This is a genomic window from Microbacterium sp. NPDC055683 (assembly GCF_053617895.1).
The window spans coordinates 1-15509 of the sequence record NZ_JBSHGQ010000042.1 but is presented as its reverse complement, the minus strand read 5'-3'; the positions used below and the strand labels follow the sequence as shown (position 1 = coordinate 15509).

Sequence of the window (15509 nt, the reverse complement as noted above, 5' to 3'; positions counted from 1 at the left end):
GTGGTGCCGTGGACTTCGCAGCGACTCCCGTGCTCGAGAACGATGTCGTGCGGCTGGAGCCGCTCGCCGCGCATCACCGCGACGACCTCGTCGCCTCCCTCTCCGCTGACGAGGCGGCGCGCACGTGGTACACCTCGGTGCCGACGGCAGAGGGGATGGCCGGGGAGATCGAGCGCCGGCTCGCCGAGCAGGCGGCGGGGAGGATGGCACCCTGGGCCGTCGTCGACCGGCGCGCGGGTCGCGCCGTCGGGATGACCACGTACTGCGACATCGATCCGGCGAACCGCCGGCTCGAGATCGGCTACACGTGGCTCGGCGCGTCGGCACAGGGCACGGGGGTCAACCCGGCGGCGAAGCTGCTCCTGCTCGAGCGCGCGTTCGACGTGCTCGACTGCCTCCGCGTGCAGTTCTGCACCCACTGGCACAACCAGCAGTCGCGCGCCGCGATCGCCCGCCTCGGTGCGCGGCAGGACGGCGTGCTCCGCAGCCACCGCATCATGCCGGACGGCCACGTGCGCGACACCGTGGTCTTTTCGATCCTGGCGCACGAATGGCCGCCCGTGCGGATCGGGCTCGAGGCCCGGCTGGCGCGGCGGCTCGCATGAGCCTCGCGCCCGCGACGCCGGCGGACCGCACCGACATCGAGGCGTTCCTGCGGCTCGTCGACCTCACCGTGAGCGGGCTCGACGCCCCGTCCGTGCATCTGTGGGTGGAGCGCGACGCCGCGGGCGCCGTCTCGGCGACGACGGGATTCGAGCGGGGCGCGGATGGTCGGAACGTGCTCATCCGCAGCGTCGCCGTGCATCCGGCCGCGCGCGGCGGCGGTCGCGGCACGGCGCTCGCGCGGTGGGCGATCGACGAGGCGGCCGCGCACGGGGCGTCGAGGGCGTGGCTCTTCTCCCGCCGCTCCGGTCCGTTCTGGCAACGGCTCGGCTTCGCCCCGGCCGACCGCGACGAGCTGGCCGCCGTGCTCTCGGACGCGCACCAGGTGCGGCTGTTCCGCGCCACAGGACAGCTGGGTCGCGAGGTCGCCTGGTCGATGCCGTTCGATAGCCTGTCGACGTGAGCTTCGCCATCCGCCCGCTGCAGGACCGCGACGTCGAGGCCGTCGTCGCGCTCTGGCTCGCCGCCGGTCTCACGCGTCCGTGGAACGACCCGCACGCGGACATCCGGCGTGCGCGCGCCGTCTGGCCCGACCTGCTGCTCGTCGCCGTCGACGGCGACGCCGTGACGGGATCCGTCATGGCAGGATATGACGGCCACCGCGGCTGGCTGTACTACCTCGCCGCCGACCCGGCGCGGCGAGGGGAGGGGATCGGCCGTGCGCTCGTCGCGGAGGCCGAGCGCCGACTCGTCGCGATCGGCTGCCCCAAGGTGATGCTCATGGTGCGCGCCGAGAACACGCGCGTGCTGGAGTACTACGACGCGATCGGGTACACGCGCGAGTCGACGTCGCTCACGGGCAAGCGGCTCATCCCCGACGCCTGAGCCCGCGGCGCGGTGCTGCGGGGTGCGGCGGCTCGCATGCTCCGGCCGCATCCGTCAGGGGAGGTACGGCGCGGCCAGCGGATACCCGACGAACGCGATGACGTCGATGAGCGTGTGCGCGAGGACGAGCGGCATCACCCGGCCCCAGCGGCGATAGCACCAGCCGAACACGACGCCCATCGCGAAGTTGCCGACGATCGCTCCGAACCCCTGGTACGCGTGATAGGCGGCGCGCAGCGCGGCGGTGGCGAGGATGATCGTCCACGGTCCCCACGCGAGCCGGCGGAGCCGGTCGAACAGGTATCCGTTCATGACGACCTCCTCGAGGAGGCCGGCGCGCACGGCCGACAGCACGAGGATCGGCACGGTCCACCACGCGGCGTCGAGCGGCGAGGCCTCCACCGCGACCGTGATGCCGAGCAGGCGCCCGCCCGCGTACAGCGCGAGACCGGGGATCCCGATCGCGGCGAGCAGCGCGGCGGCGCGTCCGAGGTCGCGACCGAACCGCGAGAAGTCGAGCCCGACGGCGCGCAGCGCGCTCCGCCCCGGCTCCCACAGCAGGAAGAGCGCGAGCGCCACGAGCGCGAGATCGAAGCCGATGTCGAGCACCTGGTACAGCGCGTCCCACAGCGCCTCGTCGGCTCGCGAGGGGTTGAGCGCGGTCGACTGGTCGGCGAGGGCCACGTCGCGCGTGAGCGCGCGGACGAGCGCGAGCACGGAGTAGACGGCGGACTGCCCGAGGCTCAGCGCGAGGAGGATCGCGATCTCCCACCACAGCCTTGCGCGGGCGGGTCCGGTGCGGGATGGTGTCGTCACGGGACGAGATTCCCACACCCTTCGATGCCAGGGCTGAAGGTGCCAGACAGCCATGCAGGACGTGCCGGTCGATGCGGGCGCATGGACACCGTGCGCGTCGCGAGCAGATTGCCCATGAACGTCACAGAGGAGTAAAGGGTCTGTAACGGTTGCGCGGAAGATTTGTCACAGACCGTCGACGGGCTTAGATTGCCATCATCGCTCTCAGCGGGTTCCTACCTGCCTGACAGCATCCACATCCCCTTCCATCGGAGGAACAGCACAGTGAAGCGCAACAAGATCGCCCTGTCGGGCCTCGCGCTCCTCGGCGTCGGCGGGCTCGTGCTCGCCGGCTGCTCGAGCGACACGGGCGGCAGCGGCGAGGAGACGCCCTCGGAGGGCTCGTCCACCGCCGTCATCACGACGAACGGCTCGGAGCCGCAGTACGGACTCATCGGATCGATGACGGGCGAGACCGGCGGCGGCAAGATCGTGACGTCGATCTACGCCGGGCTGGTGGCCTACGACGCTGAGGGCGCCGTCGTCAACGACGCGGCCGAGGAGATCACGGTCGACTCGCCGACGCACCTCACCGTGAAGCTGCGCGAGGGCACGACCTTCACGAACGGCGAGGAGGTCACGGCCGACAACTTCACGAAGGCGTGGAACGAGGGCGCGAAGCTCTCCAACGGCCACTACGGCTCGTACTTCTTCGAGGACATCGAGGGCTACAGCGCCGAGGAGGACTCCGAGCTCACCGGCCTCGAGATCGTCGACGACTACACCTTCACGATCACGCTCAACAAGCCGGCCTCCGACTTCGCGCAGCGTCTCGGCTACTCGGCGTACTACCCGCTGCCCGACGTGGCGTTCGAGGACCTCGAGGCCTTCGCGCAGAGCCCCATCGGCAACGGCCCGTACATGCTCGACGGCGAGGACGCGTGGCAGCACGACGTCCGCATCGACCTCGCGACGAACCCCGACTACGACGGTCCGCGCGTCGCCCAGAACGGCGGCCTCGACATCGTCTTCTACGCCACGCAGGATGCGGCCTACGCCGACCTCCAGGGCGGCGTGCTCGACGTGCTCGACGCGATCCCCGACTCGGCGTTCGAGACGTACGAGACCGACCTCGACGGCCGCACGGTGAACCAGCCGGCCGCCATCTTCCAGTCGCTCACGATCCCCGAGTGGTACGAGCACTTCGCGACCGACGAGGAGGGGCGCCTGCGCAAGGCGGCCATCTCCCACGCCATCAACCGCGAGGAGATCACCGACGTTGTCTTCAGCGGCACGCGCACCCCGGCGAACGACTTCACGTCGCCCGTCATCGACGGGTGGAGCGACTCCGTCCCCGGCAGCGAGGTGCTCGAGTACGACCCCGAGCTCGCGCAGGAGCTGTGGGCCCAGGCCGACGAGATCAGCCCCTGGGAGGGCGAGTTCACGATCGCCTACAACGCGGACGGCGGCCACCAGACGTGGGTCGACGCCACGGCGAACTCCATCTCGAACGTGCTCGGCATCACGGCCGTGGGCGACCCGTACCCCGACTTCGCGACGCTGCTCGACGCGCGCGACGCCTCGACGGTCGGCCCGTACCGCGCCGGCTGGCAGGCCGACTACCCGGGTCTGTACAACTTCCTGGCCCCGCTCTACGCCTCGACGGCGGGCGGCAACGACGGCAAGTACAACAACCCCGAGTTCGACGCTCTCCTCTCCGAGGGCATCAGCGCGACCGACCCCGACGAGGCGAACGCGAAGTTCCAGGAGGCGCAGACGGTGCTCTTCACCGACCTGCCCGCCATCCCGCTCTGGTACTCCAACGTGACCGGCGGATGGGCAGAGGGCGTCGAGAACGTCGTCTTCGGCTGGGACTCGGTTCCGATCTACACCGACATCACCAAGGCCGAGTAATCGGCCGGGAGCTCCGCTCCCGCGCGGGCGAAGCGGTGGCATGCCATGCCACCGCTTCGCCCATGTCCTCGACCGTCGTCCATGCATCTCCCAGCGGGGGAGGCGGATGATGGACAAGAAGGGCACCGCTGAGCGGGGCCCTTTTCCGTGTGCCCGACACGGCAGAGAAAACCCCCGGAAGGGAGGGCGAGGGTGATCGCTTACATCCTCAGACGTCTGCTGCAGGTGATCCCGGTGTTCCTGGGAGCCACCCTGCTCATCTACTTCATGGTCTTCGCGATGCCGGGAGACCCCATCGCCGCGATGTACGGCGACAAGCAGCCGCCGGAGGCCGTGATCACGGCCATCCGCGAGCGCTACGCGCTGGATCAGCCGTTCATCGTGCAGTACCTCAACTACCTCGGCGGCATCCTCACGGGCGACTTCGGCACCACCTTCACCGGTCAGAGCGTGGGCGAGGTGCTCGGACGCACGTTCCCCGTGACGCTGCGCCTCGCGGTGCTCGCGATCCTCATCGCCTTCGTGCTGTCCATCGTCATCGGCGCGACCTCGGCGATCTTCAAGGGGACGTGGTACGACCACCTGCAGCTCGTCATCGCGCTCGTCTTCATCGCCGTGCCGATCTTCGTGCTCGCCTTCCTGGCGCAGTTCTTCCTCGCGGTGCAGCTGGAGTGGTTCAAGCCGACCGTGGGAGGCGAGAACGGGTGGGGCGACCTCTGGCTGCCCGCGATCGTCCTCGGCTTCAGCGTCTACGCGGCCAGCATGCGCCTGACGCGCTCGTCGATGATCGAGTCGCTCGGCCAGGACTGGGTGCGCACGGCCTACAGCAAGGGCCTCTCGCGCGGTCGCGTCATCCCCGTGCACGTGCTGCGCAACTCGCTCATCCCGATGGTGACCGACATGGCGACCAACTTCGGGATCCTGATGGTCGGCGCGACGGTGACCGAGGGCATCTTCAACGTGCCGGGCGTGGGCAACACGCTGTACCAGGCGATCATCCGCCACGAGACCCCGACGGTCGTGTCGTTCGTCACCGTCTTCGTCGTCGTCTACGTGATCGTCAACCTGTTCGTCGACCTGCTCTACGGTCTGCTCGACCCGAGGATCCGCTATGTCAAGTAGTACGCACTACGTCGCTCCCGTGAAGGAGGCGAGCGTCGTCGTCGACGCCGTCCGGGTCGACGAGAAGAAGAGCAACCTCTGGCTGGACGCCTGGCGCGACCTGCGCAAGCGGCCGCTGTTCTGGATCTCGGTCGTCATGTGCGCCCTGGTCCTCCTCGTCTCGGTGTGGCCGTCGCTGTTCGCGTCGTTCCCCCCGGCGGGATCGAACGCCTGCTTCCTCGACAAGAGCAACGCCGGTCCCGAGGCCGGGCATCCGCTCGGGTACACCCGGCTCGGGTGCGACGTGTGGTCGCGCCTCATCTACGGAACGCGCGTCTCGCTGACGGTCGGCCTCCTCGCGACCCTCATCGGCACGGTCATCGGCGTCATCATGGGCGCTCTCGCGGCGTTCTACGGCGGATGGCTCGACTCGCTGCTGTCGCGCGTCGGCGACATCTTCTTCACGATCCCCTACATCGTCGCGGCCATCGTCGTCATGACGGTCGTCCCCCGCGAGGTGAGGAACGAGCTCGTGCTCGCGTTCGCCATCGGCGGGTTCTCCTGGGCGTCCACGGCGCGCGTCATGCGCGCCGAGGTGCTGCGCGTGAAGCAGTCGGACTTCGTCATGGGGTCGATCGCCGTCGGACTCTCGCGGTTCAAGACGCTCGTCGTGCACGTGCTGCCCAACGCCATGGCGCCCATCATCGTCATCTCCACGGTGGGCCTCGGCAGCGCCATCGTCGCGGAGGCGACGCTGTCGTTCCTGGGCGTCGGCCTCGGCGGCGTGTCGTGGGGCGCCGACATCAGCCAGGCGCAGACGTCGATCCGGACGTCGCCCATGGCGCTGTTCTGGCCGTCGCTCGCGCTCACGCTGACCGTGCTCGCGTTCGTGACGCTGGGCGAACTCCTCCGCGATGCGCTCGACCCGAAGGCGAGGGCGCAGCGATGACCACGAAAGGCGGCAGCATGGCAGAGCCCCTCCTGCGCGTCCGCGGCCTGAAGATCTCCTTCGGCACGGGCAAGAAGCAGCGCGAGGTCGTCCACGGCGTCGACCTCGACATCCACCGCGGCGAGACCGTCGCGATCGTCGGCGAGTCCGGGTCGGGCAAGTCGACGACGGCGAGCGCCATCATCGATCTGCTCCCCGGCACGGGTGCCGTCACGGGCGGCACGATCGAGCTCGAGGGCGTCGACCTCACGAAGGCGTCGCGCCGCGAGATGGAGGACGTCCGCGGGCGGCGGATCGGCTACGTCCCGCAGGACCCGATGTCGAACCTCAACCCGGTGTGGTCGATCGGCTTCCAGGTGAAGGAGGCCATCCGAGCGAACGGTCTCGCGACCGGTCGCAAGGAGGTCGAGCGCCGCGCCATCGAGGTGCTGCAGCAGGCCGGCCTCGCAGACGCCGAGCGGCGCCTGCACCAGTTCCCGCACCAGTTCTCCGGCGGGATGCGCCAGCGCGCCCTCATCGGCATCGGCCTCGCCGCCGACCCGGCGCTGCTCATCGCCGACGAGCCGACGAGCGCGCTCGACGTCACGGTGCAGCGGGTCATCCTCGACCACCTCGCGTCGCTCACGCGGGAGAAGGGCACCTCGGTGCTCTTCATCACGCACGACCTGGGGCTCGCCGCCGACCGCGCCGACACCATCATCGTCATGAACCAGGGCGAGATCGTCGAGTCGGGGCCGAGCCGCGAGATCCTCGAGGACCCCCAGCATCCCTACACGCAGCGTCTCGTCGCGGCGGCCCCGAGCCTCGCCTCGCAGCGCATCCAGGCGACCGTGGAGGACCGGGGCATCGAGACGACGACGGAGGTCCTGCAGACCGCGGCGCCCGTCGTCGAGGTGCGCGACCTCGTCAAGGAGTACAAGATCCGCCGCGGCGGGTTCCGCAGCGAGCCGTTCCGCGCCGTGGACGGGGTCTCGTTCCAGATCCCCAAGGGGAAGACCCTGGCCCTCGTCGGCGAGTCGGGATCGGGCAAGTCGACCGTCGCGAAGATGGTGCTCCAGCTCGAGACGGCCACGAGTGGGCAGATCCTCATCGACGGCACCGACGCGACCACGCTGTCGCGTCAGGGAGTCTTCGCCCTTCGCCGCCGCATGCAGCCCGTCTTCCAGGACCCGTACGGGTCGCTCGACCCGCTGCGGTCGATCGGCGCGCTCATCTCCGAGCCGCTGCACGTGCACAGGGTCGGCGACCAGGCGTCGCGGCGCGACCGCGTGTTCGAGCTGCTCGAGCAGGTCGCCCTCCCGCGCGAGCTCGCGTGGCGCTATCCCAACGAGCTGTCGGGCGGTCAGCGCCAGCGCGTCGCGATCGCGCGTGCCCTCGCCCTCAAGCCCGACATCGTCGTGCTCGACGAGGCGGTGTCGGCGCTCGACGTGCTCGTGCAGGATCAGATCCTCAAGCTCCTCGCCGAGCTGCAGGGGGAGCTGGGCCTCACCTACCTCTTCATCACGCACGACCTCGCCGTCGTGCGCGTCGCCGCCGACCTCGTGTCGGTGATGGAGAAGGGCCGCATCGTCGAGCAGGGGGCCGTGGACCAGGTGTTCGCGAACCCGCAGGAGGCCTACACCGAGCGCCTGCTCGAGGCCATCCCCGGCCGCACCGTGGAGCTGGGCGGCCGATGACGCATCCCGAGGCGGCGAGCCGGACGATCCGCAGCACCGCGGGCATCGTCTGGCTCGTCGTCACGGGCGTCGTCGTGCTCTTCCTCCTGGGCGACGTCGTCGTGCGCGGCAGCTGGGCGCAGGCGCTGCTGATCGCGCCGTGGCTGCTGCTCGTGGTCTGGTTCGCGTGGGTGTTCCTCGCGAGCCCGCGGGTGACGTCCGACGTCCGCGGCGTCGTCGTCCGCAACCCGCTGCGGACGACGACGGCCACCTGGAGCGCCGTGGCCGACCTGAAGCTGCGCTGGCAGGTGGCCGTCGCGCTGACCGACGGCCGCGTGGTGCAGGCATGGGCGCTCCCCGCACGCCGCGGTCGCCGCAGCCGGGTCGAGCAGCCGGCCGAGCGCGAGCTCGAGATCCTGCGCGAGCGGCGCGAGGCCGCCGAGCCCGCCGATCCCGCCATCCGCCGCCGCTGGGATGCGCCGTCGATCGCCGCGCTCGTCGTGCTGATCGTCTGGGCTGCGTGCGCCGTCGCCCTCACGCGGTGACCGGCTACCGCATCGCGTTCCGCCGCCCGGTCGGATGGCTCGGGTTCGCCGTCGCGGCGGCCGGCTCGGTCGCTCTGCTCGTCGACGCGGCGCTGCGCGCCTCGCCGTTCGACGCACTGCTCGTCGCGCCGTGGCTGCTCGCGCTCTGCTGGGCGGTCTACGTCCTGTTCGCGGCGCCGAGCGTCGTCGCCGACGACGACCTGCTGCGCGTGCGCAACATCCTCCACGTCGTCGAGATCCCGTGGCGGGAGATCGCCGACATCCGGATGCGCTGGCAGCTCGAGGTCGTGCTCCGCGACGGCCGCATCGTCCGCGCGCTCGGAGCGGCGCCCCGGCACCTGCATTCCCGCCATCTGCGCGCCGGCCGCGCACCCGAGCCGGGTGACGATCAGGCGGACACGCTCCGTCTCTTCCTCGTCCGCGCACGGCCGTCCGCTCGCGACGTGCGCCGGCGCGTCGACGTGCCGAGCCTCGTCGCGCTCTGCGTCATCGCCGGGGGAGCGATGTGGTCGCTCGCCGTGGCGTCCTGACCGCAGCCTGAACGGCGCGTCGTCGGCGGACGGTAGGATGGACTGCCCCGCTTCCGGGGATCTCCCCGCTGATCAGAAGGATCCCTTCATGGCGCTCGCCCACCGTTCCGATCTCCGCAACGTCGCGATCGTCGCGCACGTCGACCACGGCAAGACGACCCTCGTGGACGCCATGCTGCGTCAGACGGGCTCGTTCGGCGAGCACGCGCACGTCGAGGAGCGCGCGATGGACTCGAACGACCTCGAGCGCGAGAAGGGCATCACGATCCTCGCCAAGAACACGGCGATCACGTACAACGGCGTCCACACCGAGACCCCCGTGACGATCAACGTGATCGACACCCCCGGTCACGCCGATTTCGGCGGCGAGGTCGAGCGCGGACTGTCCATGGTCGACGGCGTGGTCCTCCTCGTGGACTCCTCCGAGGGCCCGCTGCCGCAGACGCGCTTCGTGCTGCGCAAGGCGCTCGAGGCGAAGCTCCCCGTCATCCTCCTCGTCAACAAGACCGACCGCCCCGACGCCCGCATCGCCGAGGTCGAGGAGGAGGCGCACGACCTGCTGCTCGGTCTCGCGAGCGACCTCCAGGACGACGTTCCCGACCTCGACGTCGACGCCCTGCTCGACGTGCCGGTCGTCTACGCCTCCGGTCGCGCCGGCGCGGCATCGCGCACGCGCCCCGAGAACGGCGCGCTGCCCGACAACGACGACCTCGAGCCGCTCTTCGAGGCCATCCTCGAGCACGTGCCGGCGCCGTCCTACGACGACGAGGCCCCGCTGCAGGCGTGGGTGACGAACCTCGACTCGTCGTCGTTCCTCGGCCGCCTCGCGCTGCTGCGCGTCTTCAACGGCACCCTCAAGAAGGGCCAGACGGTCGCGTGGGTGCGTCAGGACGGCACGACGCAGAACGCCCGCATCACCGAGCTGCTCATGACGAAGGCGCTCGACCGCTACCCGGCCGAGTCGGCGGGCCCCGGCGACATCGCCGTCATCGCCGGCTTCGAGGACATCATGATCGGCGAGACCATCGCCGACCCCGAGGACGTCCGCCCGCTGCCGCAGATCACGGTCGACGAGCCCTCGATCTCCATGACGATCGGGACGAACACCTCGCCGCTCGTCGGCAAGGTCAAGGGCCACAAGCTCACGGCGCGCATGGTGAAGGACCGCCTCGACCGCGAGCTCATCGGCAACGTGTCGATCCGCGTGAACGACATCGGGCGTCCCGACGCCTGGGAGGTGCAGGGGCGCGGAGAGCTGCAGCTCGCCATCCTCGTCGAGAACATGCGCCGCGAGGGCTTCGAGCTCACGGTCGGCAAGCCCCAGGTCGTCACGCGCAAGGGCCCGGACGGCAAGACGCAGGAGCCGTTCGAGCACCTCACGATCGACGTGCCGGAGGAGCACCTCGGCGCCGTGACGCAGCTCATGGCGAACCGCAAGGGCCGCATGGACAACATGATCAACCACGGCACCGGCTGGATCCGCATGGAGTTCATCGTGCCGTCGCGCGGTCTCATCGGGTTCCGCACCGAGTTCCTGTCGATCACGCGCGGCACGGGCATCGCGAACGCCATCTCGCACGGCTACGACGACTGGGCGGGGCAGATCGTCGCGCGTCAGAACGGCTCGATCGTCGCCGACCGCGCGGGCGTGGTGACGCCCTTCGCCATGATCGGCCTCCAGGAGCGCATGTCGTTCTTCGTGAAGCCGACCGAGGAGGTCTACGAGGGCATGGTCGTCGGCGAGAACTCGCGCGCCGACGACATGGACGTGAACATCACCAAGGAGAAGAAGCTCACGAACATGCGGTCGGCCACGGCCGACTCGTTCGAGTCGATGACCCCGCCGCGCATCCTGTCGCTCGAGGAGTCGCTCGAGTTCGCCCGCGAGGACGAGTGCGTCGAGGTCACGCCCGAGGCCGTGCGCATCCGCAAGGTCGTGCTCGACGCGACCGAGCGCGGCCGTGCGGCCGCGCGCCTCAAGCGACAAGGCTGACGCGAATCGATCCGGGACCTCGCGAGAGGTGACCCTCCGAGCGCCCCCGGTTCCGCGGACCGGGGGCGCTCTGCGTAGGCTCGGAGGATGACCGCGTCCTCCACCGTGCGCCAGGCGAGGCGCCAGGGCATCGCCGTCGCGGTCGCGACCGGCCTCTACGGCGTCTCGTTCGGCGCGCTCGGCGTCGCGGCCGGCCTCGACGTCTGGCAGACATGCGTGCTGAGCCTCCTCATGTTCACGGGCGGATCGCAGTTCGCGTTCGTCGGCGTGATCGCGTCGGGCGGCCTCGCCGCCGCGCCGTCGGCGATCGCGTCGGCCGTGCTCCTCGGGGTGCGCAACACCGCGTACGCCGTGCGCATGGGGCCCGTGGTCGGGGGCCCCTGGTGGCGGCGGGTGCTCGCCGCTCCCTTCACGATCGACGAGTCGACGGCTGTCGCGCTCGCCCAGGACGAGCCGGCCGCGCGACGCGCGGGCTTCTGGGTCACCGGGCTGGGGATCTTCGCGACCTGGAACGCCATGACGCTCGTCGGCGCGCTGCTCGGCGACGTCATGGGGGACGTGCGCGCATACGGCCTCGACGCCGCCGCAGCCGCCGCCATGCTCGCGCTCCTGTGGCCGCGGCTCCGGTCGCGGCAGGCCGTGGCCGTGGGAGCCGCGGCCGCCGTCATCGCCGCCGCGCTGACGCCGGCGCTCCCGGCGGGCCTCCCCGTGCTCGTCGCGGCGCTCACGGCCGTCGTGGTCGGATGGACGAACTGGCTCGGCGGGCGGACGGAGGCCCGCGCGTGACGCTGTGGACGCCGATCCTCGTCGCCGCCGTCGCGTGCGCGGCGCTCAAGCTCGTGGGCTACGCCATCCCCGTGCGCTGGTTCGAGCGCCCGCGCGCGGCGCGCATCACCGACCTGCTGACCGTCGCCCTCCTCGGCGCGCTCGTCGCGACCCAGACCGTGGGAGACGGGCAGGGCCTCTCGCTCGACGCGCGCCTGCCCGCCCTCGCCGTCGCGGTGGTGCTGCTGCGCCTGCGCGCTCCCTTCCTCGTGGTGGTCGTCGCCGCGGCCGTGACCGCGGCCCTCCTGCGCTGGGCAGGCGGGGCGACCTGACGGCTCCCAGAACGGGCGCGATAGCCTGGCCGGATGAGGAACGAGTGGCTCGCGCACGTCGTCACGTGGATCGTCGCCTTCGTCGCGGGCGCGGTGTTCGGCGTGGCAGGCACGATCGCGCACCCCTTCACCTGGGGGATCGTGCCGATCGGGCTCGTGCTCGCCGGGATCGGCTGCGCGGGGCTGCTGCTCTCGCTGCGCCTCCTGACGGACGACCGGTGGTCGGCCCTGTCGGCGGGGCTCGGCATGCTCGCCGCGCTCACGGTCTACTCGGGGCGCGGGCCGGGCGGGTCCGTCGTCGTGGCGGTGCCGGCGGAGGGGGAGTTCCCGTTCGGGTACGTGTGGTCGTTCCTCCTCGCGGGGATCGTGCTCGTCGCCGTCGCGTGGCCGGACCTCTCGCGCCTGCGCCGCCTCGCGGCCGCTCAGGGCGGGGCCGCTCGCTAAGGCACGCCTTCGGGGCGGGGTGCAGCGCTCGCGCGTAGAATCGCAGGCGTGACTTACGTGATCGCCCTGCCCTGCGTGGACGTCAAGGACCGCGCCTGCATCGACGAGTGCCCTGTCGACTGCATCTACGAGGGCGAGCGGTCGCTGTACATCCACCCGGACGAGTGCGTCGACTGCGGCGCCTGCGAGCCGGCGTGCCCCGTCGAGGCGATCTACTACGAGGACGACCTCCCCGACGAGTGGCAGGACTACTACAAGGCCAACGTCGAGTTCTTCGACGACCTTGGATCGCCCGGCGGCGCATCCAAGGTCGGCGTCGTCGACAAGGACCACCCCCTCATCGCGGCACTCCCCCCGCAGGGCGAGTGAGGATGGGCGTCCGCGACCTGGCCGACTACCCCTGGGACTCGGTCGTCCCCTTCCGCGACCGTGCGGCAGCGCATCCCGGCGGTCTCGTCGACCTCTCCATCGGCTCTCCCGTCGACCCGACGCCGGCGTCCATCCGGGCCGCGCTGGCGGAGGCGACCGACGCGCACGCGTATCCGCAGACCGTGGGCACGCCCGCGCTGCGAGAGGCGATCGTCGCCTGGTACGCGCGCCGGCGCGGCGTGCCGGGGCTCACCACGGCGAACACCCTGCCCACGATCGGCTCGAAGGAGCTCGTCGCGCTCCTCCCCACCCTCCTCGGGCTCGGGCCCGGCGACGTCGTCGTGCATCCCCGTGCCGCCTACCCCACCTACGAGGTGGGGGCCCGCGTCGCGGGGGCGACGCCGCTCGCCGAGGACGACCCCGCGCGGTGGCCCTCCGATGCGAAGCTCATCTGGATCAACACGCCGGGCAACCCCGACGGACGCACCTGGACGATCGACGAGCTGCGCGCCGCCGTCGTGCGGGCCCGCGAGATCGGAGCGGTCCTCGCGAGCGACGAGTGCTACGCCGAGCTCGGCTGGGACGGCCCGTGGGCGTCCGACCCCGTGCCCTCGGTGCTCGATCCGCGCGTCACGGAGGGATCCCGCGAGGGGCTCCTGAGCGTGTACTCCCTCAGCAAGCAGTCGAACCTCGCCGGCTACCGCGCGGCCTTCGTCGCCGGATGCGCGCACATCGTGGCCGACCTGCTCGCGGCGCGCAAGCACCTCGGGCTCATGCCGCCCGCTCCCGTCCAGCACGCCATGGCGGTCGCCCTGGGCGACGACGCTCACGTCGAGGCGCAGAAGGCGCTCTACCGTGCCCGCCGCGACGTGCTGCTGCCGGCCGTGCAGGCCGCGGGCTTCCGGATCGACAGGAGCGAGGCAGGCCTCTACCTGTGGGCGACGGAGGGCCGCGACGCGTGGGAGTCGATGGGGCGCCTCGCCGACCTCGGCATCCTCGCGGGCCCCGGCGTCTTCTACGGAGCGCACTTCCCGCAGCATGTGCGTCTGTCGCTGACGGCCACCGACGAGCGCGTAGCGGCCGCCGCCGAGCGCCTTCGCGCGTCCGTCTCGTAGGTTTCCTCCACGTCCTGCGCGGTCCTTTGGGAGATTTCACAGGTAGGCGAGACGACCGATAGGCTGTATCGGCACAGCGTCCGCGCACCGACCGGGCTTGTGCCGGGCCGCCGATCGGCGGCCGACCCCAGATCCATGCGACCAAGAAGTCGCGAAACGATCCGCCAGGAGGCGCTGTGAGCGACGCGGGAGTCCCGGCCGACAAGGCCACCCTCACGATCGGCGACAAGACGGCCGAGTTCCCGGTGCTGCGCAGCACCGCGGGGGCTCCGAGCATCGACATCTCGACGCTCATGCGGCAGACGGGCCACACGACGCTGGACTACGGCTTCGTGAACACCGCCGCGACGGCGTCGGACATCACGTACATCGACGGCGACAAGGGCATCCTGCGCTACCGCGGCTATCCGATCGAGCAGATCGCGAAGAACTCGACCTTCCTCGAGACGGCGTGGCTCCTCATCTACGGCGAGCTCCCCACGGCCGACGAGCTCGCCGACTTCGACGAGCGCATCCGGCGCCACACGCTCCTCCACGAGGACCTCAAGCGGTTCTTCTCGGCTCTGCCCGACGGCGCGCACCCCATGGCCGTGCTGTCGTCGGCCGTGTCTGCGCTGTCGACGTACTACGAGCACCAGTCCGACCCGGCGAACCCCGAGCACGTCGAGCTCAATATCATCCGGCTGCTCGCGAAGCTGCCCGTGATCGCGGCGTACGCCCACAAGAAGTCGATCGGCCAGGCGTTCCTCTACCCGGACAACTCGCTGAGCTTCGTCGACAACTTCCTCCGCCTCAACTTCGGCGTCATGAGCGAGCCGTACGAGGTCGACCCCGTGATGTCGCGCGCGCTCGAGCGCCTGCTCCTCCTCCACGAGGACCACGAGCAGAACGCGTCCACGTCGACCGTGCGCCTCGTCGGCTCGACCGGCGCCGACCAGTTCGCGTCCGTCTCCGCGGGCATCCACGCGCTCTCCGGCCCGCTCCACGGCGGTGCGAACGAGGCCGTCCTGAACATGCTCGGCCAGATCCGCGACTCGGGTCAGAGCGTCCAGCGGTTCGTCGAGCGCGTCAAGAACAAGGAAGACGGCGTGAAGCTCATGGGCTTCGGGCACCGCGTCTACAAGAACTACGACCCGCGCGCGAAGCTCGTGAAGGAGTCTGCCGACGAGGTGCTGAGCGCTCTCGGCGTGACCGACCCCCTCCTCGACCTGGCGAAGGAGCTCGAGGAGATCGCCCTCAGCGACGACTACTTCAAGGAGCGCCGCCTCTACCCGAACGTCGACTTCTACACGGGGGTCATCTACAAGGCGATGGGGTTCCCGACGCGGATGTTCACGGTGCTGTTCGCGATCGGGCGCCTTCCGGGCTGGCTGGCGCACTGGCGCGAGCTGACGCTCGACCCGAAGACGAAGATCGGCCGCCCGCAGCAGCTGTTCACGGGGTCGCCTGAGCGCGAGTACCCGACCGCCTGACCCCTCCGCATGCAGAAGGCCCGGGACCGCGAGGTCCCGGGC

Annotated in this window: 17 protein-coding genes; 16 read left to right on the top strand and 1 reads right to left on the bottom strand. The window is 70.8% G+C overall.

Annotated features, from left to right (window positions below):
• The first annotated feature begins 8 nt into the window (after window positions 1-8).
• The 3 genes from ACWGPF_RS14470 to ACWGPF_RS14460 are packed head-to-tail and all read left to right on the top strand — an operon-like array spanning window position 9 to window position 1488.
• The gene (locus tag ACWGPF_RS14470) at window positions 9-605 is read left to right on the top strand and encodes a GNAT family N-acetyltransferase (protein WP_452333454.1); all 597 of its coding nucleotides are present in this window, start codon (window positions 9-11) and stop codon (window positions 603-605) included.
• A complete protein-coding gene (locus ACWGPF_RS14465) occupies window positions 602-1066 on the top strand; it encodes a GNAT family N-acetyltransferase (protein WP_452333453.1) in 465 nt (154 codons plus the stop codon). The genes ACWGPF_RS14470 and ACWGPF_RS14465 overlap by 4 nt, the downstream gene beginning before the upstream one ends.
• The gene (locus ACWGPF_RS14460; RefSeq protein ID WP_452333452.1) at window positions 1063-1488 is read left to right on the top strand and encodes a GNAT family acetyltransferase; all 426 of its coding nucleotides are present in this window, start codon (window positions 1063-1065) and stop codon (window positions 1486-1488) included. Before ACWGPF_RS14465 ends, ACWGPF_RS14460 begins: the two co-directional genes overlap by 4 nt.
• A gap of 54 nt (window positions 1489-1542) precedes the next feature.
• Here ACWGPF_RS14460 and ACWGPF_RS14455 read toward each other — a convergent pair whose 3' ends face one another.
• A complete protein-coding gene (locus ACWGPF_RS14455; protein WP_452333451.1) occupies window positions 1543-2304 on the bottom strand; it encodes a CPBP family intramembrane glutamic endopeptidase in 762 nt (253 codons plus the stop codon).
• Between the two features lie 264 nt (window positions 2305-2568).
• Here ACWGPF_RS14455 and ACWGPF_RS14450 point away from each other — a divergent pair, with 264 nt between their 5' ends.
• The 13 genes from ACWGPF_RS14450 (at window position 2569) to ACWGPF_RS14390 (ending at window position 15467) form a co-directional block, all read left to right on the top strand.
• Window positions 2569-4197 carry a peptide ABC transporter substrate-binding protein gene (locus tag ACWGPF_RS14450; RefSeq protein WP_452333450.1) on the top strand — a complete coding sequence of 543 codons (1629 nt, stop codon included), beginning with the start codon at window positions 2569-2571 and terminating at the stop codon, window positions 4195-4197.
• Window positions 4198-4389: 192 nt separating this feature from the next.
• On the top strand, window positions 4390-5319 hold the full coding sequence (locus ACWGPF_RS14445; protein WP_452333449.1) for an ABC transporter permease: 930 nt from the start codon (window positions 4390-4392) through the stop codon (window positions 5317-5319).
• Entirely contained in the window at window positions 5309-6247 is a 939-nt protein-coding gene (locus ACWGPF_RS14440; RefSeq protein ID WP_452333448.1) for an ABC transporter permease, read from the top strand. The genes ACWGPF_RS14445 and ACWGPF_RS14440 overlap by 11 nt, the downstream gene beginning before the upstream one ends.
• A 17-nt stretch (window positions 6248-6264) precedes the next feature.
• Entirely contained in the window at window positions 6265-7923 is a 1659-nt protein-coding gene (locus ACWGPF_RS14435) for an ABC transporter ATP-binding protein (RefSeq protein ID WP_452333447.1), read from the top strand.
• A complete protein-coding gene (locus tag ACWGPF_RS14430) occupies window positions 7920-8447 on the top strand; it encodes a PH domain-containing protein (RefSeq protein ID WP_452333446.1) in 528 nt (175 codons plus the stop codon). Before ACWGPF_RS14435 ends, ACWGPF_RS14430 begins: the two co-directional genes overlap by 4 nt.
• Window positions 8444-8977 carry a PH domain-containing protein gene (locus tag ACWGPF_RS14425; RefSeq protein WP_452333445.1) on the top strand — a complete coding sequence of 178 codons (534 nt, stop codon included), beginning with the start codon at window positions 8444-8446 and terminating at the stop codon, window positions 8975-8977. Before ACWGPF_RS14430 ends, ACWGPF_RS14425 begins: the two co-directional genes overlap by 4 nt.
• An 88-nt stretch (window positions 8978-9065) precedes the next feature.
• Window positions 9066-10970: a translational GTPase TypA gene (typA, locus tag ACWGPF_RS14420; protein WP_345436266.1), complete on the top strand. Its 1905-nt coding sequence runs from the start codon at window positions 9066-9068 to the stop codon at window positions 10968-10970.
• Window positions 10971-11057: 87 nt separating this feature from the next.
• Window positions 11058-11756 (top strand): AzlC family ABC transporter permease, encoded by a 699-nt coding sequence (locus ACWGPF_RS14415; protein WP_452333444.1) that lies wholly within the window; start codon window positions 11058-11060, stop codon window positions 11754-11756.
• Window positions 11753-12067, top strand: coding sequence for an AzlD domain-containing protein (locus tag ACWGPF_RS14410; RefSeq protein ID WP_452333443.1), 315 nt, complete (start codon window positions 11753-11755; stop codon window positions 12065-12067). Before ACWGPF_RS14415 ends, ACWGPF_RS14410 begins: the two co-directional genes overlap by 4 nt.
• A gap of 33 nt (window positions 12068-12100) precedes the next feature.
• Window positions 12101-12511: a histidinol dehydrogenase gene (locus ACWGPF_RS14405; protein WP_452333442.1), complete on the top strand. Its 411-nt coding sequence runs from the start codon at window positions 12101-12103 to the stop codon at window positions 12509-12511.
• 48 nt (window positions 12512-12559) lie between these two features.
• Entirely contained in the window at window positions 12560-12880 is a 321-nt protein-coding gene (gene fdxA, locus ACWGPF_RS14400) for a ferredoxin (RefSeq protein ID WP_345436258.1), read from the top strand.
• 2 nt (window positions 12881-12882) lie between these two features.
• Window positions 12883-13995: a succinyldiaminopimelate transaminase gene (gene dapC / locus ACWGPF_RS14395; protein ID WP_452333441.1), complete on the top strand. Its 1113-nt coding sequence runs from the start codon at window positions 12883-12885 to the stop codon at window positions 13993-13995.
• Window positions 13996-14171: 176 nt separating this feature from the next.
• Window positions 14172-15467 carry a citrate synthase gene (locus ACWGPF_RS14390; protein WP_452333440.1) on the top strand — a complete coding sequence of 432 codons (1296 nt, stop codon included), beginning with the start codon at window positions 14172-14174 and terminating at the stop codon, window positions 15465-15467.
• Window positions 15468-15509 lie beyond the last annotated feature (42 nt).

Bases quoted from the DNA above. Each gene is read 5' to 3' on its own strand.
- typA (WP_345436266.1), top strand. From the start codon at position 9,066: ATGGCGCTCGCCCACCGTTCCGATCTCCGCAACGTCGCGATCGTCGCG.
- ACWGPF_RS14440 (WP_452333448.1), top strand. From the start codon at position 5,309: ATGTCAAGTAGTACGCACTACGTCGCTCCCGTGAAGGAGGCGAGCGTC.
- ACWGPF_RS14405 (WP_452333442.1), top strand. From the start codon at position 12,101: ATGAGGAACGAGTGGCTCGCGCACGTCGTCACGTGGATCGTCGCCTTC.
- ACWGPF_RS14465 (WP_452333453.1), top strand. From the start codon at position 602: ATGAGCCTCGCGCCCGCGACGCCGGCGGACCGCACCGACATCGAGGCG.
- ACWGPF_RS14430 (WP_452333446.1), top strand. From the start codon at position 7,920: ATGACGCATCCCGAGGCGGCGAGCCGGACGATCCGCAGCACCGCGGGC.
- ACWGPF_RS14415 (WP_452333444.1), top strand. From the start codon at position 11,058: ATGACCGCGTCCTCCACCGTGCGCCAGGCGAGGCGCCAGGGCATCGCC.
- dapC (WP_452333441.1), top strand. From the start codon at position 12,883: ATGGGCGTCCGCGACCTGGCCGACTACCCCTGGGACTCGGTCGTCCCC.
- ACWGPF_RS14435 (WP_452333447.1), top strand. From the start codon at position 6,265: ATGGCAGAGCCCCTCCTGCGCGTCCGCGGCCTGAAGATCTCCTTCGGC.